The organism is Scytonema sp. NUACC21, from assembly GCF_054684315.1.
This window is the reverse complement of sequence record NZ_BAAFZH010000103.1, coordinates 15501-38559: the sequence shown is the minus strand read 5'-3', so window position 1 is coordinate 38559 and position 23059 is coordinate 15501. Positions and strand designations below refer to the sequence as shown.

24 protein-coding genes and 1 pseudogene are annotated in these 23059 nt (G+C 41.2%); 15 read left to right on the top strand and 10 right to left on the bottom strand.

Features of this window, described 5'->3' with window-relative positions:
• The first annotated feature begins 139 nt into the window (after positions 1-139).
• The 3 genes from ACYRY3_RS34590 to ACYRY3_RS34580 all read left to right on the top strand — a co-directional run bounded on the left by ACYRY3_RS34590 (position 140) and on the right by ACYRY3_RS34580 (position 3403).
• Positions 140-2308, top strand: coding sequence for a S46 family peptidase (locus tag ACYRY3_RS34590; protein WP_460206197.1), 2169 nt, complete (start codon positions 140-142; stop codon positions 2306-2308).
• A 4-nt stretch (positions 2309-2312) separates the two neighbouring features.
• Positions 2313-2474, top strand: coding sequence for a hypothetical protein (locus ACYRY3_RS34585; protein ID WP_460206196.1), 162 nt, complete (start codon positions 2313-2315; stop codon positions 2472-2474).
• 155 nt (positions 2475-2629) lie between these two features.
• Positions 2630-3403, top strand: coding sequence for a Uma2 family endonuclease (locus tag ACYRY3_RS34580; protein ID WP_460206195.1), 774 nt, complete (start codon positions 2630-2632; stop codon positions 3401-3403).
• Between the two features lie 17 nt (positions 3404-3420).
• On the opposite strand, the gene ACYRY3_RS34575 is transcribed toward ACYRY3_RS34580, so the two are convergent.
• From ACYRY3_RS34575 to ACYRY3_RS34565, 3 genes are all read right to left on the bottom strand, one after another.
• Positions 3421-3693: a DUF4058 family protein gene (locus ACYRY3_RS34575; protein WP_460206387.1), complete on the bottom strand. Its 273-nt coding sequence runs from the start codon at positions 3691-3693 to the stop codon at positions 3421-3423.
• 126 nt (positions 3694-3819) lie between these two features.
• Complete coding sequence (locus ACYRY3_RS34570; protein ID WP_460206194.1) at positions 3820-4152, bottom strand: hypothetical protein; 333 nt, start codon at positions 4150-4152, stop codon at positions 3820-3822.
• A 16-nt stretch (positions 4153-4168) separates the two neighbouring features.
• A complete protein-coding gene (locus tag ACYRY3_RS34565; protein WP_460206193.1) occupies positions 4169-4528 on the bottom strand; it encodes a PadR family transcriptional regulator in 360 nt (119 codons plus the stop codon).
• Between the two features lie 87 nt (positions 4529-4615).
• Between ACYRY3_RS34565 and ACYRY3_RS34560 the strand changes: the two genes are divergently transcribed.
• Both ACYRY3_RS34560 and ACYRY3_RS34555 read left to right on the top strand, forming a co-directional pair.
• Complete coding sequence (locus tag ACYRY3_RS34560; protein ID WP_460206192.1) at positions 4616-4840, top strand: hypothetical protein; 225 nt, start codon at positions 4616-4618, stop codon at positions 4838-4840.
• 463 nt (positions 4841-5303) lie between these two features.
• Positions 5304-5942, top strand: coding sequence for a L,D-transpeptidase family protein (locus ACYRY3_RS34555; protein WP_460206191.1), 639 nt, complete (start codon positions 5304-5306; stop codon positions 5940-5942).
• A gap of 239 nt (positions 5943-6181) precedes the next feature.
• Here the strand turns inward: ACYRY3_RS34555 and ACYRY3_RS34550 are convergent, their stop codons facing one another.
• Both ACYRY3_RS34550 and ACYRY3_RS34545 read right to left on the bottom strand, forming a co-directional pair.
• Complete coding sequence (locus ACYRY3_RS34550; protein WP_460206190.1) at positions 6182-6337, bottom strand: hypothetical protein; 156 nt, start codon at positions 6335-6337, stop codon at positions 6182-6184.
• Positions 6338-6543: 206 nt separating this feature from the next.
• Positions 6544-7176 (bottom strand): hypothetical protein, encoded by a 633-nt coding sequence (locus ACYRY3_RS34545; RefSeq protein WP_460206189.1) that lies wholly within the window; start codon positions 7174-7176, stop codon positions 6544-6546.
• A 652-nt stretch (positions 7177-7828) separates the two neighbouring features.
• Between ACYRY3_RS34545 and ACYRY3_RS34540 the strand changes: the two genes are divergently transcribed.
• The 4 genes from ACYRY3_RS34540 (at position 7829) to ACYRY3_RS34525 (ending at position 10510) form a co-directional block, all read left to right on the top strand.
• Positions 7829-8266: a hypothetical protein gene (locus ACYRY3_RS34540; protein WP_460206187.1), complete on the top strand. Its 438-nt coding sequence runs from the start codon at positions 7829-7831 to the stop codon at positions 8264-8266.
• 95 nt (positions 8267-8361) lie between these two features.
• Positions 8362-8529 carry a hypothetical protein gene (locus ACYRY3_RS34535; protein WP_460206186.1) on the top strand — a complete coding sequence of 56 codons (168 nt, stop codon included), beginning with the start codon at positions 8362-8364 and terminating at the stop codon, positions 8527-8529.
• Positions 8530-8730: 201 nt separating this feature from the next.
• Complete coding sequence (locus ACYRY3_RS34530) at positions 8731-9651, top strand: fatty acid desaturase family protein (protein WP_460206185.1); 921 nt, start codon at positions 8731-8733, stop codon at positions 9649-9651.
• 256 nt (positions 9652-9907) lie between these two features.
• Positions 9908-10510, top strand: a complete 603-nt coding sequence (locus tag ACYRY3_RS34525; RefSeq protein WP_460206184.1) for a hypothetical protein — start codon at positions 9908-9910, stop codon at positions 10508-10510.
• 80 nt (positions 10511-10590) lie between these two features.
• On the opposite strand, the gene arfB is transcribed toward ACYRY3_RS34525, so the two are convergent.
• A complete protein-coding gene (gene arfB, locus ACYRY3_RS34520) occupies positions 10591-11010 on the bottom strand; it encodes an alternative ribosome rescue aminoacyl-tRNA hydrolase ArfB (protein ID WP_460206183.1) in 420 nt (139 codons plus the stop codon).
• Positions 11011-11751: 741 nt separating this feature from the next.
• Here arfB and ACYRY3_RS34515 point away from each other — a divergent pair.
• The 6 genes and pseudogenes from ACYRY3_RS34515 to ACYRY3_RS34490 all read left to right on the top strand — a co-directional run bounded on the left by ACYRY3_RS34515 (position 11752) and on the right by ACYRY3_RS34490 (position 16215).
• The gene (locus ACYRY3_RS34515) at positions 11752-11994 is read left to right on the top strand and encodes a hypothetical protein (RefSeq protein ID WP_460206182.1); all 243 of its coding nucleotides are present in this window, start codon (positions 11752-11754) and stop codon (positions 11992-11994) included.
• Positions 11995-12156: 162 nt separating this feature from the next.
• Entirely contained in the window at positions 12157-12351 is a 195-nt protein-coding gene (locus ACYRY3_RS34510) for a Uma2 family endonuclease (protein WP_460206181.1), read from the top strand.
• 87 nt (positions 12352-12438) lie between these two features.
• Positions 12439-13008, top strand: a complete 570-nt coding sequence (locus ACYRY3_RS34505; RefSeq protein WP_460206180.1) for a S1C family serine protease — start codon at positions 12439-12441, stop codon at positions 13006-13008.
• Positions 13005-13652, top strand: coding sequence for a response regulator transcription factor (locus tag ACYRY3_RS34500; protein WP_460206179.1), 648 nt, complete (start codon positions 13005-13007; stop codon positions 13650-13652). The genes ACYRY3_RS34505 and ACYRY3_RS34500 overlap by 4 nt, the downstream gene beginning before the upstream one ends.
• A 408-nt stretch (positions 13653-14060) precedes the next feature.
• Positions 14061-14161 (top strand): annotated as a pseudogene (locus ACYRY3_RS34495) (IS200/IS605 family transposase); the annotation flags it as partial.
• Positions 14162-15315: 1154 nt separating this feature from the next.
• On the top strand, positions 15316-16215 hold the full coding sequence (locus ACYRY3_RS34490) for an exosortase-dependent surface protein XDP2 (RefSeq protein WP_460206178.1): 900 nt from the start codon (positions 15316-15318) through the stop codon (positions 16213-16215).
• Positions 16216-16490: 275 nt separating this feature from the next.
• Here ACYRY3_RS34490 and ACYRY3_RS34485 read toward each other — a convergent pair whose 3' ends face one another.
• The 4 genes from ACYRY3_RS34485 to ACYRY3_RS34470 all read right to left on the bottom strand — a co-directional run bounded on the left by ACYRY3_RS34485 (position 16491) and on the right by ACYRY3_RS34470 (position 23058).
• Positions 16491-17834 carry a GH39 family glycosyl hydrolase gene (locus ACYRY3_RS34485; RefSeq protein ID WP_460206177.1) on the bottom strand — a complete coding sequence of 448 codons (1344 nt, stop codon included), beginning with the start codon at positions 17832-17834 and terminating at the stop codon, positions 16491-16493.
• An 8-nt stretch (positions 17835-17842) separates the two neighbouring features.
• Positions 17843-19873 (bottom strand): GumC family protein, encoded by a 2031-nt coding sequence (locus tag ACYRY3_RS34480; RefSeq protein ID WP_460206176.1) that lies wholly within the window; start codon positions 19871-19873, stop codon positions 17843-17845.
• A 181-nt stretch (positions 19874-20054) separates the two neighbouring features.
• Positions 20055-21401, bottom strand: a complete 1347-nt coding sequence (locus ACYRY3_RS34475) for an O-antigen ligase family protein (protein ID WP_460206175.1) — start codon at positions 21399-21401, stop codon at positions 20055-20057.
• 223 nt (positions 21402-21624) lie between these two features.
• Positions 21625-23058 (bottom strand): oligosaccharide flippase family protein, encoded by a 1434-nt coding sequence (locus ACYRY3_RS34470; protein WP_460206173.1) that lies wholly within the window; start codon positions 23056-23058, stop codon positions 21625-21627.
• Position 23059 lies beyond the last annotated feature (1 nt).

Sequence of the window (23059 nt, the reverse complement as noted above, 5' to 3'; positions counted from 1 at the left end):
TGCCCAGTTGTTGGTTCTGCTCAAACGGTACTTAAAAACTTATGTAGCATCAATGTAACACGCTTGGCAATTTTCTGTTACAATTGCTACAGCCGCATATATTTTTACCAATATCTACTAGGGTACAAAAAACACAAAAATGAAAAAAGTAATCTTTAACTGTTTATTAATCTTATTAAGTTTAGGAAATACAGCTCGTGCTGTTGAAGGTATGTGGCAACCCCAACAGTTACCAGAGTTAGAATCACAATTAAAAAAAACAGGTCTGCAATTAAATCCTCAAAACTTAACAAACCTAACATTTCACCCAATGGCGGCAGTGATTAGTTTAGGTGGGTGTACGGCATCATTTGTTTCCCCTGCTGGACTGGTATTAACCAACCATCACTGTGCCTATCATTCGATACAGTACAATTCTAAAGCATCAAATAATTTACTTCAAAAAGGCTTTTTGGCGAAAACATTAGGTGCAGAATTACCCGCAAGTCCTGGTAGCAGAGTCTATATTACTGTTGATGTTAAAAATGTGACTGATGAAGTTAATAAATCTTCTAGTAACAATCAAACTGGTTTAGAACGCTATCAAGCTATGACTAACAAAAAAAAGCAACTGGTGCGCCAGTGTGAATTAGATAAAGGACACCGTTGTGAAGTATATGATTTTTATGGGAATTTGGAATATTATCTAATTAAACAACTGGAAATCCGTGATGTACGTTTAGTATACGCTCCTCCAGAAAGTATTGGCAGATTTGGAGGCGATATTGATAATTGGAGATGGCCACGACACACAGGAGATTTCGCTTTTTATCGTGCCTATGTAGATAAAAACGGTCGTCCGGCTGATTATTCCCCCGAGAATGTTCCCTATCGCCCCCAGCATTATCTCAAAGTTTCCCGTGCTGGGCTCAAACCCAATGATTTTGTCATGGTACTTGGTTATCCTGGTCAAACTAATCGATATTCTTTAGCAGACGAAGTAGCGCATGCTTTTGGGTGGTCTTATCCCACCAGACACAAAATGTATGTCAGTTGGATTGAAACTATTAATCAAGCTACTGCCAATAATCAAGAGGCGAAAATTAAATATGCTGGTCGTGTAAGTGGTTTGAATAATGCTACGAAAAATTTCCAGGGGATGATGGATGGCTTTGCTCGCAGTAATTTGATAGCAACCAAGCGCCAGGTGGAATTGAATCTGCAAACATGGATTGAAAGTAACAACCAATTACGTATCCGTTATCAAGCTAATTTTACAAATCTTAAAGCTTTAATTGCCCGCCAGCAAGCCAACGAGAAGCAAAATTTGCCTTTAGAATATTTAGGTAAATCGGATTTGTTCAATATTGCCCGTCGATTGTACCGTTTAAGCAAAGAAAAACAAAAGCCAGATGCAGAAAGGGAACCAGGATACCAGGAGCGAGACTTTCCCCAATTTCAGGAGTCATTGCGGCGAACCGAACGCAGTTTTGACACAGAAGTAGATAAAGCTGTCTTTTTAAAATTCATTGAAGAATATGCCAAACTTCCCAGCAATCAACGTATTCCCTCCTTTGATAAAATTTTTGGTTTGGAAAACAAATTTGAAAGACAGAAAGTCAAAAGTCAACTGGATGCGATGTACCGGGAAACTTTTTTAACTGACGTGGCAACCAGGTTAAAATGGATGGATGCTGAACCAAAAGACTTTGCAGCTAGTAAAGACCCTTTTATTAAGTTAGCAGTTGCCATGTTCGACGCAGACATGGCTGTGGAGAAGGAGGATAAGGAAATAGAAGGTTCTTTGCAACAGTTGCGACCAGTATATATGGAAGCATTAATTGCCTACTACCGCCAACTGAAGAGACCTATTTATGCTGATGCTAATGGGACACTGCGAGTTACCTTTGGTCGCATCCGGGGTTATTCACCGGCGGATGGTAGCTTCTATGAGCCCTTTACCACTTTGCGTGGTATTACTGAAAAATCTACTGGCGCTGAGCCTTTCGATGCATCAAAGGAACAATTAGAATTTATTGAGACAAAAAACTATGGTCGTTACTATAATCGGGCTTTAGATTCAGTTGCTGTTAATTTTCTCAGTGACCTGGATATTACTGGTGGTAACTCTGGTTCTCCTACTCTCAATAGTAAAGGGGAACTGGTAGGTTTAGCCTTTGACAGTATCTATGAAACTATTATCAGCAATTGGGAATTTACCAAAAATGCCAGCGCTATTCATGTGGATATTACTTATATGTTGTGGGTAATGGAATACTTAGATAAGGCAAGAAATTTACTGGATGAAATGAGCATACAGGATAAATGATTGTATGGTAGTCTTGGTCTGGCACTGGAGTGCAAAAAACAGACACAAAACCTGTGGGCGATCGCCCTTTAGGCGGCTCCCTGCGGAACCATCGCCTGCGGTGGGCGCATTCAACCAGCCATCGCTCCTTCCCATCCGATTTAATCCCACCAATAAGAAACAATGACTGCATCGCAATCAAGCTGCTCCCCACTTGTTGCTCTGGCAAGATAATAATTACGAATATAGTAACACTCATTTACTTGCCCAAGATAGAGCTTGAAGCAACAATATGCAGCGGGGTAGTTCATAATAGAAACAAATCGACTCAAGGCAGTGTTTATGGTGACCCAAATCGGTGAAACCAAACTAGTCAATGAACTAGTCATATCATGGGAAGCGTTGCCCAAAGATTTTCAATTAGAGGATGAACCAGTGGAAAACACAGGTCAGCCACTGTTGGCTGGTGCGTTACGTGAAAGTTTAGAAATTTCTGGTTTTATTCAACCAAAGATGTTAATAGCTTCCAATTTTGGTTTGTGTGCGACAGTCAATGGGCAAATGATTGTGAAAGCACCGGATTGGGTTTATGTCCCCTGTGTCAACGAAGCGATGGGAGAACGTAGAAGTTACACACCGAATTTAGAAGGGGAAGTTCCGGCAGTGGTCATGGAATTTTTATCTGAAACCCAGGGAGAAGAATATTCGGTCAAGCGAAGCCATCCACCAGGAAAATGGTTTTTTTACGAGCAGATTTTGCAGGTACCCGTGTATGTGATTTTTGACCCAGATGGAGGATTGTTAGAATTTTATCAACTGGAAAATAGACGCTACGAATTGAAACAGCCAGATGAAAATGGTCGTCATTGGATTGATTCAGTAGGATTATTTTTGGGGACGTGGCAAGGAACAAAAGAAGCCAGAACTGGATATTGGTTGCGGTGGTGGGAGCCCTCAGGTAATTTGTTACCTTGGGCAGTGGAACTCATTGAACAAGAACGTCAACGCGCCGAACAGGAACGTCAACGCGCCGAACAAGAGCGTCAGCAAAAAGAACGACTACTCGCTTATTTGCAATCTCAAGGTATCGATCCGAATAATTTGCCCATAGACTAAAAAGCTTGTGTTCCCACTTACCCATCATGATTTCCATTTATACCTCGAATCGGGACTAATAATTCCTCAACCCACTGTTGGTTGGCTTGTGATAATTTAGGAGGCGGAATGGGTTGGTTATAGTCAATGCGATCGTTATAAAGAGCCCGCTCGCATACCCCGTCAACAATCGCCTGCAAATCAACACTCAATTCTTCATCTTCTAACAAAAGCGGCAAAGGAAAACTGGGAATTGGTTCGGGTAAATTGAAGCCATATAGATCCGCTTTGGGACGTTGTGTACTATTAATTACAAATTATCCCGAGCGAACTGTTAGCGATCGCCTCTATCCCCTACAACTCGTCTAGCACGCTTGCCACACTTGCATACTCCCTGGTTTTGTGTACCCGACCCCACCTGAAGCATTACCGTGCAACTATTGAGTATGCAACAAGTAAAGAAAACTTAAGACCAAAATAATCAAGCTAATAATAGCTTGCAAGAGCCCAGTCTTAATTCTTTTAACTTGATAATAACTTAGAGCAAGTAAGTGTTGTTCTCGAACTGTTGCCCCTAGTTCTGGTAGTACCACCGACCATACAGAGAACAGCCCCAACCATCCCCGTTGCCGAATTGCATCTTTACTCATATCGCTAAATAACATTACAATTTCATCACCGTACTCGGCTCGAAAGTTCTTTGGATACATAAATAGCAACAATCTGTAGAAGCGAACTGAAACCAAAAGAGCTAACTTTAACAGTGACATTGCCTAACTCCTTTCGTCAACGGGTAGGATTAAGTAACTGTTTTGCATGAGCCATGTCTACTAAATCGGCTAAACGCTTGGCTTCTAGCGTAATGACCTTTCGACCCAACTCAGTTAAACAGTAATAACGTCGTCGCTCGTCATCAAGTTGTGGATCGGGACGTTCCTCTGATTCAGCAATCAGTCCGTCTGCTAAAAGACGTTTAATTGCACCGTAGAGAGTGCCCGGACCAATCTTGACTCTGCCATCCGTGCGAGAAAGTACCTCCTGCATGATGCCGTAACCGTGGCGTTCAGCATCTGCTAAGGATAGAAGGATATGGAAAGCTGCTGGCTTCAGAGGTAAAAAATTATTCGGATCGCTGTTGGCGTTCATCTTTATTTCTACACATCGACTCTATCAAACTTAGATATATCATAATATAATATATCGAAATGTGATATATTTTGGAAAAGTAAAGACATGATTTTTATCTATTTCTTGCTCGCGGGCAGTGCCTGCAGTTTCTGCTGGGCTGTTTTCGATATTTACCGCGTTCTCAAACATCATTGGGCAAGTCAAAATGGATTTGATTGGCCACCAACTGCCAGTGCAGGAGTTAGGCTGCCAAGTAGACCGCCATCAGGTTCTGGTACGGCTTTTGCTAAACCGGAAATAGAAGGGAACTCTTGCTCTCGCGTTCCCTAAACAGAATGCAAGGAATTTTCTTGTTTGGTTTGTATATTTGGTTATGAAGAAAAATGTGTATTTTTATACATATTATCACTTTATTTAACCACTTCAGCCAGCAAAAGAACGACTACTCAAATCTTGCACCTCTCCGTATAACCTTGGGCTTAGTCAAAAGCAGCGCAATAAAGTTACATAACTTTTTTTGGCTTTTAACCATAAAATAAGGAATGCAGGCTTTGTACTGAGTGTTAAAATTGCATCATTTTTTTGTGCAAGATGTCAGACTACTCACTTATTTGGAATCTCAAGGTATCGATCCGAATAATTTACCCGTAGACTAACGCATGAAGATAAATAATCAAATATAAAAAAGTCAGAAAAATCTTATTTGATTTCCGGAATGCTGCACCTCAGTTTTGTAGTTAAGGTCAACAAGACAAATTTAAACCAAACCACTCTTACTATCAATAATAATCCAATGGCAGAAACGTATATATCAACAGTTATTGTTGACTTATGGAAGCAAGAAGTGACGCTCGTTTGGACTGGACCAAATGCAGTAGCACAAAAAAAAGGTCCTTTTCACTGCAGCGCTGGTGAAGGTCTGTCGGGTGTTAATTGCGATGATGTTACAACTAGTAAAAGAAGTGGAACAAATTGCACTCCAAAAGGTGATTTTGAGGTGATTCGCCACGAACGTCGTTTTAGCGAATTCCCAAAAGCTGAATGGGTAACACGTTTTCAGGATGACTCCCGTGGAATTGCTCTTCATTATTATCCAACGGTTCCCGAGTACCCTGACTCCAACGGATGCGTTCGCATTGCAACGGAAGAAGCGGCGAAACTCATTTATGACAATACGAAACCCGGAAAATCAGTGGTCAGCGTGCGTGAAGAATTACGACCAAAGTTTGGTAATACCTTAAAACGGGGAGCCACCGGTCAAGATGTGAGAAAAGTTCAACGTCGGCTAGTTGAGAAAGGATATGGACTAAACGTTGATGGCGATTTTGGTTCGAAAACCGAAATAGTAGTTAAACAGTTTCAAAAAGACAACGGGCTTTTATCTGACGGAATATTTGGTCAGAAAACTTACTATGCACTTTTTGCCAAGTAAATTGAAACAAAGGTTGTAGCGTTAAAATTAACAAACAGGTGTTGGACGGTGCTGTTGCAGCGCTTTTAATTATAAGAAGTTTGAAGCGCTGCTTTCTAGAGTCCGAACGGCAATATGTCCAATCTTTCTTGTTCATACAATTTGATAACGCTGTTCGATTTGGGCAAGATATTTCATTTCCGTTGGTGTGAAAACAACGGGTCGTTCTAACAACAGAAGAATTTCAGTCTCAAACGGGTCTAATCTGCCAAAAACTCTAAATTTTTCTTGTGTTCGTAAATCAGTTCGTTTTCAATGGCTTGCAAGGTTTCTAATTCTTGTTGAGTTAAAGATTCGTAATAGTTTCTTACAGCTTGTTTGTGGTGATCGAGAATTTGGAAAAATGCGTGAACCATACCTACAGTACCCGCAACAGCTAAAACTGGTGCTGCTACAGTGAAAGCGATCGCTATTGGTTGACAAGCCGCTGCCTACATTAGTTAATATTTTTTTACATAAAGAGGTATTGACAAAAAGTACTCATTTCTAAATTGTGACAAATGACATCACCCAAAGTCTGTGTTTATTCTACAGGAGAAAGACGACGTGTTCAATAACTAGCTTATTCGTTTCCTGGTTGATGCTCCTCCGGATTAGTTGCTGGAAGTTGGTGGCTTAGAGGTATAATTTTACTTTCAAAAAGATAAGTTTTGTCTAAGGCTTTATCTAAAAGTGGAAGCTCTTTCTCAGTTTCGCCACCTTTCTCAGAGAAAAGATTGATACTACCAACTCCATTTTGAAGAGATTTTGACAACTTCTGATTTGACTTCTTTTCAAGAGAAGGACGTTTCTGACTTGCAATTTCTTGGCTTGAGAAATTAAGCTGCCTTTTAATCTTCCCTGAGCCTACTGCTTTATGAATTTTAAGTACTTGCCTACATAGACTAAATAGTTGTGCTAGTGCTTGAGTACTAACTAATTTTGCGTGCCCTGCATTATCTTCCAGAATCAAACCTTGCTCACCTGCTCCATGACCACAAAAATGAACGACTTGCGGCTTAAAATCTAGCAACGCTTTCTGAACATCTTTAGGACGCACTGCTAATCTCGGAACTAGTTGAAACATCTCTCGATTTTTAGACATTCGCAATGAAGCCTCAATTTCACGAATTTCCTCGTCCAATCGAAGCATAGATGTCCCTTTTGGATTTGCAGATAAGACAAGAATTGTTTTGAGAAGCGTATCAAAGCTCATGAGTGTCAATTATTCAACAGCTTGCCCATTAAATCTAGTATAAGTCTAAACTTTACTTCCGTTGTCTATACCCTCCCAGAATCTTAAAACCACAGATCGGAAAACCAATCTCTTGAGCGACAGCATCGTTGAGGTGTGTTGCTGCTGACTTTTCACGGGAAGTTCTCAAACCACGAAATAGCGTTGCTTTTTCCATGACCTAATTCTTAATAACTCTAAATTAATGATAATGGCTAACGGAAAAATCAGGGCTTGAAAAACTTTCCAGCAGGAGCTTTTTACATATCGTGAAAAGTCAGGCGATCGCCTCCCTTAGGTGCAATAGCGCGAGCGCACCGTGTTTAGTTTTGTAGTTCGTTTTTTTACTTACATCCATACTCCAACTATCGTAACTCCTCACATCTTGCAGCATCGCCTTATTGCAAAAATCACAGCCCAAAAAGCCGATCTCGATCGTAGGTTGGGCTAAAGCCCATCAGCCCTCGCAATCGAAGGTGCAAGATATCAGGGTACATTTGGCGCGGGCAAGGGAGGTTCTCTCATCGTTGATGCCTCCAATCTGGTAGAAGTTGTCGGTAGTTCTGCAAATGATGCGTTTGGTAGTGCTATTACTACATCTACAAAGAGTTCTGGTGATGCAGGCAATTTAACCTTGAACGCCAGAAACTTAATTGTTCGTGGCGGTGGTTTTGTGGCTGCAGATGCATTGGAAAGTACCGGAAATGGCGGAAATATAGTCATCAATGTTGAAGACTCTGTAGAAGTAATGGGAATTTCCAATATCAATGGTCGTCCAAGTTCTTTGTCCGTTCGCAGTCGCAGTCAGGGCAAAGCAGGAAATCTGACTGTCAACTCACCCCGCATTAGCGTAAAAGACAGGGGTGAAATTAACGCAGAGTCTTTTGCAGCTGATGGTGGGAACATTACCCTCAACACCGATTTACTGCTACTGCGTCGCGGTGGTACGGTTTCTGCAACTGCAGGTATTGACCGAGGTGAGGGGAATGGAGGTAATATTGCCATCAACGCTCTTGCGATCGCTTCATTGTGCAGTCTGATGTCAAATTTTTGTAGTATTGCAAGTACATAGTGTTTTACAAACAGACAAAGGCGGAAGAAGGCGATCGCTTCGCGCTCTACATAGCGGTAGATCTCACTCCACCATAGTTCTAAGGGAAAGTCTTATTGTTGATATGTTGGTGGGGTGCGATCGCCCTCTCTCACTATAGTCCGGACACAGTGAGCGTAGTTGAAGTCAGGCAATACCAGGAGGCGATCGCTAACTACGGGCACTCATCCGTATCGCCCTCGTGGCTCTCCCAAAACATGGCAATTTCATACATTTACATATGAATATGCCTCAGCGCCATAAGTATATGCGTGTTGACGGCTAATAATTTTTATAAATCAGATAAGATTGCTATGGGGTATTTCTGTCATATTAAGTAAGTCAGTGGAAAAATTTACAAGCACGTAACAAATTACATAGTCTGTTTTTTTAAGCTGTTCTACTTATACAACGCTAATCGTTATCCTTAATTAAGAGGTATATCTATGAGTAAGGTTGCTCAATTTGCTATTCCTCAAGAACTCGTTGTGGAGAGTAAAATTCTCCAAGACCTCTGCAAAAAAAGACCCCATAAGGTGTTTATTGTAAGTTTATTCAATCTTAGTACATATTTCTTTCTGAGTTTAGTTGGTTTCTGGACAAACGACTGGTGGTTATGGGCTGTAATTTGGTGCTTTCAAGGAATGATTATAAGTGGTTTTTTGGGTGCTATTCACGAAGGTGTACATGGTTGTTTCGGCTCCTCAGATCGAACCAATCATCTGGCTGGGGTCTTTTGGTCAACGCCAGTTTTTATAAACTTTACACTTTACAAGTACTTCCATCTCAAACATCATAAATACACAAACGTACCTGGCGATCCAGAGCAGCCGGAGGAAATTAAAGTATTTTCAAACATCTGGGACTATGTTCTCAGTTTTGTGCGAACATCAACCTTTTATATCCTCTGTTGGAAAATGTCCGTAGAAGCGTGTTTCGGAAGCTTCCCTGATTTCATTCGTTCTGAAAAGGCCCGTCGCGCCGTACAGATTGACAATATAGCGCTGTTATTGTGGCTACTTTTGAGCGCTACTATAACTTATTGGTGGATGGAATACGCCCTGCTGTTTTATTGGTGCCCCCTGATAGTAAGCTATCCAATGTCGTTTTTGACAATTCTTCCAGAACACTATGGCTGTACTCAAAGCTCAGATCCTCAGTGTAATACCCGAACCACCTCTTCTAACTTTTTCGTAAGATGGGTAATTTGGTATGGAAACTATCATGCAGAACACCATCTTTATCCTTCGGTGCCCTGCTATAATTTGCCCCATCTTCACTCATTAATTGGAAAGCATTTTACCTTTCAGCAACGCTCTTTCACTCTTTTCCACCTAAAACTAATTTGGACTTTGCTTAAAAACTAATCCAACTTCAATGAGGTAGATAAAGCTACCACTGTGTCTGGGTGATTTATTCACACTACTTAAAAGTATTCTAGTGTAAGTAATTTCCTGATTAAAATGTTAATTAGATGAGTTTAAAACAACCCTGATATTTAGACGGAAATTTTCCGGTAAATAACTCACATAAAATAGTTATACGGAAGATTGCCGTATAACTATCGCGTACACAGCCATACACGTTTATTTTCAGTGTAATCAATAGTTGTACGAGGTACTTATGGAAGTGACATTTCAGGACGCAGACATTCAGGTTGTTCTCCTAACATACCAATACGATCGAGAAGAAGTCGAGCGGGTTATCAGCTTGTTTGAAGAAATCGCCATTGAGCAATCTTGGCAGCCAGACAATCAACTTCGGGCTTACCCCACAAGCTCTGTCTATTTCGCGCTCTATATTAGTGGTGAGTTAGCTGGCGCACTTCAGTTGGTCGTAGGCAACTCCGAAGAAGGCTTACCTTGCCTCACGGTCTGGCCCGAACTCAATTTATACAATCGAACGGACGTTGCCGATGTAGCTTTAATGGCATTCGGTCAAAAGTACAGAGGTAGCCGCAAATTGTTTTGGCTCGTTTGCATTGAAATGTGGCGCTTTTGTGTCAACCACAACATTGTCGAACTATGGGTAGAGGCTAGTCCACGAATTATTGAAATAGAGAAAAGATTGGGCTGGCCTCTGCAAATTGCAGGTCCACTGCGCCACCATTGGGAAGAAGCTAGCTATCCGTGCCGAATGTCCGTTGCGACCATTGCCGAGATTGCATTAGCTCGCGCACAAAAATCACAACAGTATGAGAAGATTACACAGCAAATTTACCGATGAAAGATGTTCAAGCTTTTTTGCTTCGTAGCCCACCATTCCCTCCCACTTCTGGGTGTGCAAGACGCGATATCTGTATAATTTTAATCATCATCGCTAACGTGCCTTCTATTTAACTTAATTTGCGATCGCTTACTTTTGCTTTCAAGTCGTTTTAACTGGGAATTGCGAGTTGGAATGGTAATTTTACGCCTTTTCTGTAAAGCTACTGCACTTTTTATAATTTCTTGCAATCTTTGTAATGCTTCTTCTTTATTCTTTAGCTGGCTTCTATGTTCTTGAGACTTAATAACGATAATTCCATCTTGAGTAATACGCTTATCGTTAAGTTTGAGCAGCCGTTCTTTATAAAAATCGGGTAATGAAGATGCCTTAATGTCGAAGCGCAAATGAATAGCAGTAGCAACCTTATTAACGTTTTGACCGCCTGCTCCTTGAGAACGAACGGCACTAATTTCAATCTCGTTTTCTGGGATAATAACTGTGTTAGATATTTGCAGCATAGCTCAAAATATATTTGAGATTAAACGAGCATCCTCATAACCATACTAACGCACCTCAGCAATCCATTCGGTCAATCATAGCACATTAATGATGATATTACCTCCATCTCCCCGCCCACAGGTAGCAGAAGGCGATCGCCAGAGCATCGTTGTGTTGAGCAAACCTAGCGTTCGGAATCTGCATTCTTTACTTATAGTTTAGTTCCGTATAGTCAAATATAGGCAGACATATTTTCTGTCTGACTTCCGGAATGCTATCACTAGGCTTTGTAGTTACACTCAACAAAAACAAATTTAATTTATTCATTTAAAAGCTCTTTATCTTAAGCCAACCACGCTGTTTATTGCAGTGTGGTTTTATACATTTTGAAGTGCGATCGCCTTTACAGACACTTAGGCACAGTATACGAGCCACAAAACTGTACTTAATCTTACAACTTAACTCAAGTAAAATAGAGATCGCCTGAGAGTGGAACTTTTCGCACAACTATACTCATACCAATTCTTTATGAGATTGCGCCAAATTTCTTCAGTTCTTTCTTTGCGTTCTTTGCGCCCTTCGCGGTTCGTTATACATTTCGCGTATCTTCATACAAAATTGCTATCATATTTCCCTCATCACATATATTCTTTTTAGAAACTTGGTTACCACAAGAAGAAGAATTAGATGAAGGAAGTAGCAAAGCGCGGAAATTCAGAGCGATTTATCTGGATATTTAGAATTAGCTGAAAACGAAGAAATTGACAAAATTTGCAGTAGGCGCTGGTTTATCAGTGGGAGGAATTATCATTTCTGCTTCCAGCCAAGTCACGGACAAAAACCCGCTTCAAATTCCCTTTTCTCCCACAGCATCTCCTTCTCCTCATCCTTTCGTTCTCTGGGTTGTCGTCAGCATTATTTCTGAATTAGTTGCAGCATTGATAACTGGGTTTCTCACTAAATCTTGGCAAAAACATAGCGATGAAAAAAAAGAAAACGGTTAGTGCTTTAAAAAGAATGATAATCTTTGAGAGGGTAAATAGTCTTTTATGGGGACTACTCCTCAATACAATTTTATATCATATCATTGTAAATATACGACAAAGAAACTATCAGCCAAAAATAGGAATCCCCTTAAAATATTTGTAGCGCGGGAGATGAAGCTCATGAGCCAAAGCATTGAAGACCGAGTACGTTGGACAACGGCGGATATTGAATTGCTGCCTGATAACGGCAATCGGTACGAAATCATTGATGGGGAATTATTTGTGACTAGGGCACCACATTGGAGACACCAAAAAGTCATCGGTTCAGTTTTCACCGTTCTTGATGACTGGTCGGAACAGAACAATGACCAATGACCAATGACCAATGACCAATGACAAATGACAAATGACAAATGACAAATAACCAATGACAAATAACCAATGACAAATGCCCAATAACAAATGACCAACAAAATGTTTCTAGATATAACAGCAGAGTTTGCAACGATCGCACAACAACTGCGTCAAAGCACTGTAAGAGTGGGTAATAGTTCTTTTGGAAATGGTTCTGGTGTTATCTGGCGTTCTGACGGCTTAATTATCACTAACGCTCATGTTGCCACTCACAAAAAAGCAATAGTAGAACTATGGGATGGACGGGTATATGAGGCGACACGCATCGGTATTGACCCCACAAAGGATTTAGCTGCTCTAAAAATTGCTGCTACCGATCTAAATGCGGCAATCGTTGGCAATTCAGATGCTTTGCGGGTGGGTGAGATCGTCTTGGCAGTGGGTAATCCTTTTGGAGACAGTGGCGCTGTGACAAGCGGTATTCTCCATGCCAGCAAACAGCCTGCGATCGTAGCTGATATTCAGCTGTTTCCCGGTAACTCTGGAGGTCCCCTAGCTGATTGTCTTGGACGAGTTATTGGAATTAACACTATGATTGCATACGGTTTGGCTGTCGCAATACCAAGTCGCACGGTAGAACGATTCTTGGGCAGCTACCCTGTTGTGGAGGCGATATGATTCGGGTGCTGGTAGTTGCTGCTTCCCCGGTAGTGAGGGCAGGGTTGTCAGCCGTGCTCACAACCAATTCCAAACTGACAGTCATAGGAACTACATCAGATTTGGATGGGCTAGCGAGGGAAATCGAGCAACTGCAGCCCGAAGTTGTGCTGCTAGATTTAAGTAGCAATTTTCAAAAATCAGTCTGGGAAAAATTGCTTTCTCTACAACAGCAGCAAGAACCGTCTGCATTTCTCATTCTTACTGACGAATTTGATAGCCTTGACCTTGAAGCAGGGTTACGTGCGGGAATCAAAGGCATATTACCTCAAAGCAGCACAGAATCGGAAATTGTCGCTGCTGTTGAGGCGGTAGCTTTTGGGCTAGTGGTGTTGCACTCCGATGCTATGGAGTATGTACTTGCCCTTAAAGATACCACCGGGCGAGAAAAAGTGGTGCCTGCCGTACAGGCGTTGACACCAAGGGAAATAGAGGTTTTAGAAATGCTGGGTGTAGGGCTGGGTAATAAAGCGATCGCCAAACGATTGCAAATTTCCGAGCACACTGTTAAATTTCACGTCTCTTCTATTTTTCAAAAGTTGGGGGTCTCTACACGTACAGAAGCTGTTGCTGTTGGTGTGAGGTTGGGATTGATTATGCTTTGAGTAAAAAAGGATAAAGTATGAAAAATAAGTTGATATATGCATACAAACTCCATCAATAAATTGAGGAGCGTCTGGCTAAGGCGTGAAAGCAAAGCTGAGGGATAACCGCTCCCATGCTCCCAATGAAGTAGAAAGTAAAGTCTAGACTTGTCTAGGTTTTATATAGCAGATCATTTATCACTCTTTAGCTAGAGGCTTTTGTCCTGCACCTTTGTTAAAAATAAAATGTGGTCTAATGGGTCAAGCACATAAAACCACGCTACCTCAAAGTTAGTCTGAAGTGGTCTTATCTGGGCAGCATCTACCTTTACTGGGCATTTGTATAGAAGGTCGAACGTAGCAACTCATTAGCTGTTGTACAGGTAATTAACAAAGCTAGGGCGTTCAAAAGCCAGGTCAGTCAGTGACCTGAAGGTAGATTTTGTCTTACAACAAAATATCGGCGCAAAGTTTTTACCGACGAAATGCTGACTCGTTTGCACCTTTTTGTTAAAGAATTATTGATTAATTGAGAGTGCAAGCTTGTTGAGTTTAAGAACAGGGTGAGGTGTGGGGCTTCTGACCTATTAAGCTAAATTATTTAAGTAGGTAGGTGCAAATAAACCCATCTATGTAAACAAATATTGAGACGATCTCAAGCCTACTAACCTGACATCTTGCACCTTCTTTGTGGGAGGAGGTGTGCGGCATAGCCCTACCTACGATCGGGATCGGCTTTTTGGGCTTTGATTTTTGCAATAAGGTGCTGGTGCAAGATATGAGTAACCACTAACCACTATCACTCCTAACACCAAGTTATGTTTATTTACACTGACTTACTTATAAGAAAATACCGTGCTTTTTCGTTAGAGAGCTAAGTTAAAGATTTGATGCTTAATTGTTACGATAAATTAAGGATTATAACCTGATTTTTGAAATATACTTAGAAAAAATAATACTATATTCTTGCCAAGTACTTTCTCAAGAATAATTTCGGATTGCTATACTGGGACATTAAATAAATTACTTATGAAGCCAAATGGTCACTTCGTAAAGAATTAGTTAAGTAGAAAGTTTAAGCCAATGACTCCCATTTTCAGAGAACACTCTCGTCAGGAGAACTACCAAGGAGCACTATGAAGGGTACTTATCTTTGTCAACTTTCATAAGTCTCATGTAAATATTATATGAATTTAGATAATTTCTCGTTCGGAATAACTGACAATTACACCTTTGAGGCATTTTCAATAAAATCCTTATTTTTCCGGATGGCTTCCTAGGATTTTTGGTAGAAGATATTTTTAAAGGGGGAAGGAAATTTTTCCGAGTTACTTCAACTAAATAACAATGGCAGCCCAAATACTTTTTCTTTATTCTATGAAGAATAGATAGTTGAAATAGGTTTTTGGTAAAGCAATCCAGACATTGTCTCTCTTAGCTAGAAGCTAACAAAAAATTTAACAGACATCTTGCACTAGTACCTAACAACTAAAAGTCACCAACATTAACAAAGCCTGCTCTTCTAAGCGAAGCTTTGGAAAGCTTTTGCCTTCAGGTTTGCTATGCATGGTTCCCCAGACTCCTACTCTGAGGGCACAGAAACCTTTTGCAAGATTTCTCGTAACTTCAACTTCAGTAAAAAAAGCTCTTAGAGAACTATATCATTAATAGCTTGGAGGAAATCATGAAATTCCATCAGTATTCTACTGTTCTTCTCGGGATTTTTGGAACGTTTTTATCTCTCTCTACGTCTGCTCAAGCAGCTAGTTTTCAATCAAATGTCACTGTAACAGATGGTACCGTAGGTGATATTTGGTTGAACTCAATTACCCAAAATGGCGTAACATTTAACAATTTCTCCTTTGTAAAGGAAGCTAAGATTTTAAACAATACACCAATTGTGCTGAGTACAGACCCAGCAATACAAGGTAAGGAAACCAGTACACCAGGACAATACAATAACAATACAGGGGCAATGAGCACGGAGAAAGGTGATAAAGCAACTTCTCCCTTGCCTGTTTCGGGATTAAATAACCCAACTGGTGCTGAAATTGCTGCTTTCTTGGGCAATAATAACTTAAGCAACATCATTGACACTGAAGACTGGGGTCCCGTACAGCAATTTACCCTCAATCTCACCTTTGACAGTGTTATTGAGCAAGATGGCACTGGTTTAGATAGCTTGTTCTTCTGGGAACGAGGTATGGAAAATGGCGTGGGTAACAGTGACTTGGGTGTTCAAGCACTTGATGAAAATGGAAACCTCGTTGGTAACTTTATAACACTCGACAGAAACGCGCAAACATCTGCGGGTTACTCAATTGATACCACAGAAATTGGTGGGGCTCAAGGAGTTGGTTCTTGGGGAGTCAGTCTGAAACAGTTGGGAGTTACTTCTTTCAAGAGTATTCAGCTAGTTTCTAAGAGTACTTACAACGGTCCTGATTTCAAAGTCATAGCCAGAACAAGCGCTAACACTGCCAAAACACCTGAACCAGGAACTTTGTTAGGTTTAGGAGCCATTTTTGGAACTGCTAGCTTGGTCAATCGCCGCAAGCAAAACAAAACTAGAGCATGTGTCTAGTACAAAAAGGATGTGTTGGCAGATAGTGTCTGCTGAAATAGTCAAGGGGACTACTAGTTAGTCCCCTACGCTATTGTTTAAAGCGCGATCGCCACTAATAGTCCGGGTAAAGACTTATCATTAAGGCAGATGGGGGGAGGGGGAGATGGGGAGAGGGGGAGCGGGTTTTCCGGTTTTTGCGATTATTGTTTAATCATAACTAATTAACCGGACTTAATATAAACACAAAAACGCTGAGTGCGAGCATATAGGCGGTTAGATTGGGTTTTTTTTCATTAAGTTATCAACAACGTAACCGAGTAGGAACTCAATACGATCGCCTGCTGGAGCAGATTTACAGTTATGGTCTTGGTTTGAACACCACTAGCATCCAGGGACAACATTTGTAAGGCGTTGGATTTGGTTAGCGATTGCTTGGACTCAAGGCGGAGGTCTATAGGTTGAGATGATTTGTTAATGAGCAATAGACTGCGTTTGCCATTTTGTTTTTGCACTGCCAATGCTTCTACAAAGGGATGATCGCCGATCGTTTGCATCACTGCACCTATCAAGTACTTATTTGCCCAGGCAAATATAGTTGCAGGAGGTCGCAGGTTATTTTTTGGGTCAATCATACCGTAGATTTCATCCTTAAGATGCCAAGAAGCTGCCATATCAATGCCAACATCGGCTAAATGTTTGAGTACGGATGCAAACCAAACCGCCCCAATATAGTTATGCTGTCGTTTTTCACCAGATGTCCACACATAGTTAATATTGTATTCACCTAGTAGGAGTGGTACGGGACGTTCTGGTATGTGTTTCGCTGCAACTGCCCGAAATTCTCTCACTTGCCGTGCATAGTTGGGTGTGTAAGACATAATCCCATCTGTAGATTGCCGTGCATCTTTGCTACCATAACGATGCCAAGAGATAAAGTCTACATTCGGTTTGCAAGCTGTCAGAAAAGCCGCAAGTCTTCTTGAATTGTCCCAAGTCAGCGCTGGTCCCCCTACCTTGATTTGAGGGTCCACTGCTTTCATTGCCTTCGCTACCTTATTGTAAATAATCCAAAGTTCATCCAAATTCCAGGCTTTATCGTAACGAACTTCTTGTTCGTTTAACGGTTCCCAGTACATGACTTTTTTCTGAAGGCGGCGGTTCAGAATCTCCACGAGTTGGGCACACAAAGTAGCATAGCGATCGTACTCGGACTTATCCAATAAACCGTCTTTGTTCTGTGCCATCCACTTGGGCCATCCAGGAATATTCTGAATAATAGTAGATTTTTGGGGATAAGACACATCGTATCCGGCTTTAATTTTAGGGATGTTCCATGTTTTGGTTGTGGTATCAGTCCAGCGATCGCTTAACTGAGCTTGATGAATGCGAATTAACTGAATACCCAGTTCTCGAATATGGTTTTGATAAACAGAATCTGCGGCGCGTTCCGGAGTTAAGATTTCATAATCGTTAGAGCCAAAGGTGAAGGGGGTAGATTGGGCTATTTGATTTGTCCAATCGATACTTATTTGAGCCGTCTTTTTAGAAGCAACACTACAAGATTGCCATACAGTGTTTAATACGCCAAAAGTAACAGTACTGGCTGCTGTCAACTTAATAATATTTCTACGTCGCATAAACTTTATCAGTAAGTTACAGAAGCTTGAGGGGGTTGAGAGTAAGGTGTAGTTTTACTGTCCACACCATTGATAACCAAACCAAAAATTTGAACATTATGTTGGGTAAGTTGTGCGAAGCTTTCATTTACAGGGTTTCTGTAGCTACTGTTAGGGCGAATAACAAACAGCACATTAGAAATAATGGTAGCCATCAAGGCTGTTTCACTCGTTAAGCTGACAGGGGCGCTGTCAACAATAACGTAATCATAGTCACCCGTTGCTTCACAAACTGCCAATCTTTGTTCAAAACCCCCTCGTTTGATTGTTTCCATAATTTTGCTTTGCTTGGGCAAACTTGGTAGTAAATCCAGATTGGGTTGTATGACAACTTGCAATTGATGAGTTGCGATCGCTTGAGTATAACCCAAGCGGCGGCTCAATTCTGCTCTCCGGAAATCCCCATCTACTAGCAGAACCCGAAAGCCTAAATCCACCAATGCGTAAGCCAGCCCTATAGCAACAGTTGTTTTACCTTCTCCCACAATGGCACTTGTCACTAACAACCGACGATTCTGTAAAGGTTGTAAGCTGATTGCAGAAGCAAGCCTTTGAAACTCAACTTCTGTTTCATGAGCCAGTTCAAATTTTGTTGTAGAGTTTTTGATTCGGGGAATAGTTTGCACAAGAGCGAATTTTCGAGCCTGTAAGTCTTTAGCGCTCAACAGAGGGTTCCGGCTTTCTAAAAACAACACCAAAGCAATGCTGCCAATTACTGACGCTAAAAAGGCATTGATCGCCATTAACGTCTTCTTGGGACTGATGGGATTAGGTTCCACCTGAGGTGCATCCAGAACTTGTACGTTTGGGTATGCATCAAAGGCGTCTATATTGTTCTGCTGTATCTGAGCCAGCAAACCATTATAAACCCCTGCGCTGACATCAAGTTGTCTTTGTAGTTCTGACAGTTTTGCCTGATTTTGAGGTACAGATGTTAACGTGGCTTTAAGTTGGGCTATCTGATTGTCAAGTTGCTGTGCTTGTTTCCGTAGCGCACTGGCTTCACTCTCCGCCAGAACCAGTTGTTGGATTAAAGCAGCACGACCTTGGGCATAGTTGGGCGCTAAGGTCTTATCAATTTTAGTACCAGCTGCCGCCTGTGCAATGTATTGCTGAAGGACACGTTGCAATTGTGTACGTTGTAAGAGCAGGGTTTTTACCTCTGGATGCTCGTTGGTAAAGAGAGATTGTTTTTGACGTAGAGAAGTTTCTAAATCGGACAAGCGTTGGCGCACAACCTGATAGTCTTGGTTTTCGCCCAAGCTCAAGGAGTGAATTCCTTCAACAGGTGACAAATTTAGCCGTGCTGAAAGAACTTTGACACGGCTTTCATTAGCCATAGCTGCAGCTATAGCTTGCGCCCTAGCACCAATTAAACTGTTGATTGTGGTAACAATGCCTTTAGTTTGTTCTTCGTTGTTAACAATGCCACTGGATTGTTTGAATTTTGCTAAATTGTTTTGTGCCAGAGTTAATTGTAATTTGGCTTGTTCTAATTCTTGCTTGTTATATTGTTGGCGTGCGCGACTGTTAGCTAGTCGTAACTCATTAAGTCGCTGTTGATAGGTTTCTGTGATGACGGTTGCTCGCTGAAGTGCCAGTTCTGGGCTAGAAGCATTCACAGTCAGCGATATGATTGTGGATTGTTCCTCTGGTTTGACTGTATATAATTTTCTGTACTGAGAAATGCTTTTAAACTTTTTTTTCTCAGGATCGACGGCTAATACCCTCTCTAGCAAATTATCGCTGGTTATGATAGATGCCTGGACATTGAGAGGATTAACTTCAGTGGAAAAACCAACTTCACCATTTTTGAGAGAACCAAGAGTTCCCAAATTTGCATCAAGCTTGCTATTTGTTTTTGGCAGAATCAGTTGTGTTCCTGCAGTCCAAACTGGTTTAGCAGTTACTAACGCTCCCGCCGTACCTAATATGACAAGCAGATTGAAAGCCAATAACAATTTCCACTGTTTAATTATAAGAGTCGCTATTTTATTCATAAGGATATTACAAATAGCATATTTCTTTACCAAAACTAAACATTAATTGAATCTCAAAAGATATAAAATAAACAAAATCATCATCTATTTAAGATGATTTTGACAATAGTGGTTATACTGAAAATGCCATTTGTCCGATGCTCAAGACAAATAGCTAATGACCAAGGACACAAGACAGCCCTCACCAGTGAACTTTATTATTGCCCGATAATTCCTGCCAGGAAGAAACACATTGAGGGTAAGCTTCTGCAAGAATCGCACCCAACCATAAAAAATAGAACCAAAAATAAACAATCATCCAGCTTAAGTTAGTCGCCTGACACAACACAAACAGAGCAATCAAACTAGCAAATGCCCGTTGAGCAGTTCTTTTACCCTGTAATGCTGGGTAAAAGAAGCACCATAACGTTGTTAAACAAGCAATAGCAAAGAAAGTGAAACCAAAGACACCGTGTAAATACAGAATTTGTGCGTAGGTTGAAAAAGTCCCAAGAGGAAGTTCAAAGGCTCCGTTACCCCAGGTGACTGTTCTCTCCACAATTCCCCATCCAATCCAAAATGATTCTCTCCACGCCTGAAGAGTTGCAGCAACCACTAACGCACGGTCTTTTGATGAATCAGCACGAGCTCCATTGAAAGTCTCCATCGGTTTGTCTAGTAACTCAGTCACCTCCATCCCTATGAGGGCGCAAATAAAACAGATTAAGGTTGCAAACCAAAGGAACCCCTGACGGGCGGACGCCTTGCGAAAGCACACAACTACTAAGAGTGCTATTGGAAAACAGATCCATGCTAGGCGACTTTGAGCAATGATTAATGTTGCAGTACAACCCACCAAAGCATATTTACGCAAGTACTTATCTGTTTCACCAAAACACATAAAAAAACACAAAAGAGCACAAACTCCTAGAATGGGTGGATCTGCGGTGTAAAGCTCTGTTCTGGGTAAGGGAATGCCACAGAAAGGTTGAAACACAGCAAATTTAACCATCAAACTGAGTTTATCCCCCGGAATTGCTTTTGCTAGGGGTGGCAGAATCGGTTTCTGCGGACCTGCAGCAAACAGTATTAAGATTTGAAGAGAAAGGGACACTAAGTAACCAACCGTCATCCACGCAACAGCCCGCGTAACGACGCGCAATCTAATGCGATGCCAAAAGGGCAGTGTTAGGCAGGAAAAAATTAAAAAGTAACCTTTTAATAGGGTTACCATTGTGGCAGCACTTTTCATCGGGTTAAAGCTTATTGTTGATAACCCTTGAACATTAGTCCACAGCACTGCCACGCTCATGAGCAACCAAGCCCAGTTACATAAGGGTAGCGATCGCTTAACTAGTTTGTCTACGTGAAAATCATAAGCTAGCAAATAGAGAGCAACACCGGGATAAAGCAGAGTCTGCAACCCTAAAACCCACCAGAGGGGTGTCAGCACAATCGTCCAATAAACCACTCGTTCTGCATGAGACAGGTTGTCCAGTTTGCTTTCTGGCTGTAACAAAACGAGTTTTTTAGGGAAGATGTTAAACATTCCAATTTTTTAGGTTATTCCTCTGTAATTTCTTGAAATATCATTAGCTCTTTTGACGCCTTTTCCACTTTAAAATTACCAATTTTCGTAGGGTGGGCACTGCCCACCAAAGCTAATTTTTGTAGGGTGGGCTTCATGGCTGTTCAGATGCAACATGACGCATCTTTACATGGGTTGCTGACGGTGGCAACTATCTGACTAGAACTCTATTGATTTTATAACTCTACTTATTATTCCATTTCACAACCAGACCGCGAGCGGCATGGTGTAGTAAAGACTGGTATTTTAGGAATTGTTGGGCAGCTAAAAAGCGCATAAGAACCGAGTACATAATAATGAATAATATTGGTTGTATAAATTCAGGAAATTTTAGAGAAATAAAAATTGGTAGAAGTGAAATTAAAGGTGCTCTAAAAGTAAAAATTAGGAACCTTTTGTAAGACCAACCGAGTTGACGGCATCCCTCCCACCAACAGTAAATAGTCCAAATAATTCCTAAAACTACAGCAACGGCAACACTAACTCCAACAATCCCTTGTATTTTGGCACCAATGGCAAAGCTCAACACGGCAACAGGAGCAATGCAAAGGCTAAGTTTAGCATTGACACCCGATCGCCCTTTTGCAGAAAGCATGGAGAAGAGTTGACCGTTGATCAGACGGGAGTACGCAAAGAACAGCAATCCAGGAATTACCGTACAAACAGGAATCCAATGAGAGCCAAATAAAAAGGAGATAGTTTGGGGGTCAACAATTAAAAAGAATAGGGCATATAAGGGAGTGGCAAAGAAAGATGTTTGTTCAATAACTTTGACTAAAGCACTTTCCTGCTCGTCGTCTGGTAATTGAGCAAATACCGACATCCCAACTTGACTCATTGCCTGAGCAAGAATAGTTGTAACAGCCATTGTCAACTGGTAGGCAAGATTGTAAAAAGCAAGGCTGGTGGTTCCCAGAAGTATGCTTATAACAAAGTTGTCACAGTTGTAGATGACGTAGTAACCCAAGCTGAAGCCTGTGTTACCCAAACAATAAGACAAAACTTCCCATCTGACCTCTGGATAAATACGTAGCTGGAAATTCAGCTTTGCGTAGCGATGCATGAGTATGCATCCTATAAGCCAAAAAACTGTATCTCCAATGACAAATGACCAGTAGCTGCAACCAAGTAATGCACTGCCAATGGTAACGAATACTCGCATCAATGAGGCAATTGAGTTGGCAGTTGCTAATTCTCGGTACTGCATCCGCCTTCTCAGAACCCCTTCCTGAACAGACTGGAATGAGGAAAGAATGAGATTGAGACCAAATATTACCAGTATCCATACTAGGTTTGGCACACCGTAGTAATTAGCTGCTATGGGTGATATGATTCCAAGTATCACAGCTAAAAGCGCTCCAATACCCAAACTGATAGTATAGGTTGTATCGAGATAACGCTTATCTTCAACGCCTTTATAGACGATAAAAGACCCGGATGTTCCTTGGTTAAATAGGTTCCCAAAAGCCCAAAAAATGTAGGCAGTGCTAATGACACCAAATTCAGATGGAAGCAGCAGTCTTGCTAGCAGCAAATTGCTCACTAAGGCTAGGAAGCGTGTTGCGATCGCCCCGTAGGTTGCCCAAAATCCATTTTTGATTATTGAAGACAACTTCATC

What these genes read in the sequence shown, in the direction of transcription:
- ACYRY3_RS34590 (WP_460206197.1), top strand. Translation starts at nt 140, where the DNA reads ATGAAAAAAGTAATCTTTAACTGTTTATTAATCTTATTAAGTTTAGGA.
- ACYRY3_RS34585 (WP_460206196.1), top strand. Translation starts at nt 2,313, where the DNA reads ATGGTAGTCTTGGTCTGGCACTGGAGTGCAAAAAACAGACACAAAACC.
- ACYRY3_RS34580 (WP_460206195.1), top strand. Translation starts at nt 2,630, where the DNA reads ATGGTGACCCAAATCGGTGAAACCAAACTAGTCAATGAACTAGTCATA.
- ACYRY3_RS34570 (WP_460206194.1), bottom strand. Translation starts at nt 4,152, where the DNA reads ATGTCACTGTTAAAGTTAGCTCTTTTGGTTTCAGTTCGCTTCTACAGA.
- ACYRY3_RS34565 (WP_460206193.1), bottom strand. Translation starts at nt 4,528, where the DNA reads ATGAACGCCAACAGCGATCCGAATAATTTTTTACCTCTGAAGCCAGCA.
- ACYRY3_RS34560 (WP_460206192.1), top strand. Translation starts at nt 4,616, where the DNA reads ATGATTTTTATCTATTTCTTGCTCGCGGGCAGTGCCTGCAGTTTCTGC.
- ACYRY3_RS34555 (WP_460206191.1), top strand. Translation starts at nt 5,304, where the DNA reads ATGGCAGAAACGTATATATCAACAGTTATTGTTGACTTATGGAAGCAA.
- ACYRY3_RS34550 (WP_460206190.1), bottom strand. Translation starts at nt 6,337, where the DNA reads ATGGTTCACGCATTTTTCCAAATTCTCGATCACCACAAACAAGCTGTA.
- ACYRY3_RS34545 (WP_460206189.1), bottom strand. Translation starts at nt 7,176, where the DNA reads ATGAGCTTTGATACGCTTCTCAAAACAATTCTTGTCTTATCTGCAAAT.
- ACYRY3_RS34530 (WP_460206185.1), top strand. Translation starts at nt 8,731, where the DNA reads ATGAGTAAGGTTGCTCAATTTGCTATTCCTCAAGAACTCGTTGTGGAG.
- ACYRY3_RS34525 (WP_460206184.1), top strand. Translation starts at nt 9,908, where the DNA reads ATGGAAGTGACATTTCAGGACGCAGACATTCAGGTTGTTCTCCTAACA.
- arfB (WP_460206183.1), bottom strand. Translation starts at nt 11,010, where the DNA reads ATGCTGCAAATATCTAACACAGTTATTATCCCAGAAAACGAGATTGAA.
- ACYRY3_RS34510 (WP_460206181.1), top strand. Translation starts at nt 12,157, where the DNA reads ATGAGCCAAAGCATTGAAGACCGAGTACGTTGGACAACGGCGGATATT.
- ACYRY3_RS34505 (WP_460206180.1), top strand. Translation starts at nt 12,439, where the DNA reads ATGACCAACAAAATGTTTCTAGATATAACAGCAGAGTTTGCAACGATC.
- ACYRY3_RS34500 (WP_460206179.1), top strand. Translation starts at nt 13,005, where the DNA reads ATGATTCGGGTGCTGGTAGTTGCTGCTTCCCCGGTAGTGAGGGCAGGG.
- ACYRY3_RS34490 (WP_460206178.1), top strand. Translation starts at nt 15,316, where the DNA reads ATGAAATTCCATCAGTATTCTACTGTTCTTCTCGGGATTTTTGGAACG.
- ACYRY3_RS34485 (WP_460206177.1), bottom strand. Translation starts at nt 17,834, where the DNA reads ATGCGACGTAGAAATATTATTAAGTTGACAGCAGCCAGTACTGTTACT.
- ACYRY3_RS34480 (WP_460206176.1), bottom strand. Translation starts at nt 19,873, where the DNA reads ATGAATAAAATAGCGACTCTTATAATTAAACAGTGGAAATTGTTATTG.
- ACYRY3_RS34475 (WP_460206175.1), bottom strand. Translation starts at nt 21,401, where the DNA reads ATGTTTAACATCTTCCCTAAAAAACTCGTTTTGTTACAGCCAGAAAGC.
- ACYRY3_RS34470 (WP_460206173.1), bottom strand. Translation starts at nt 23,058, where the DNA reads ATGAAGTTGTCTTCAATAATCAAAAATGGATTTTGGGCAACCTACGGG.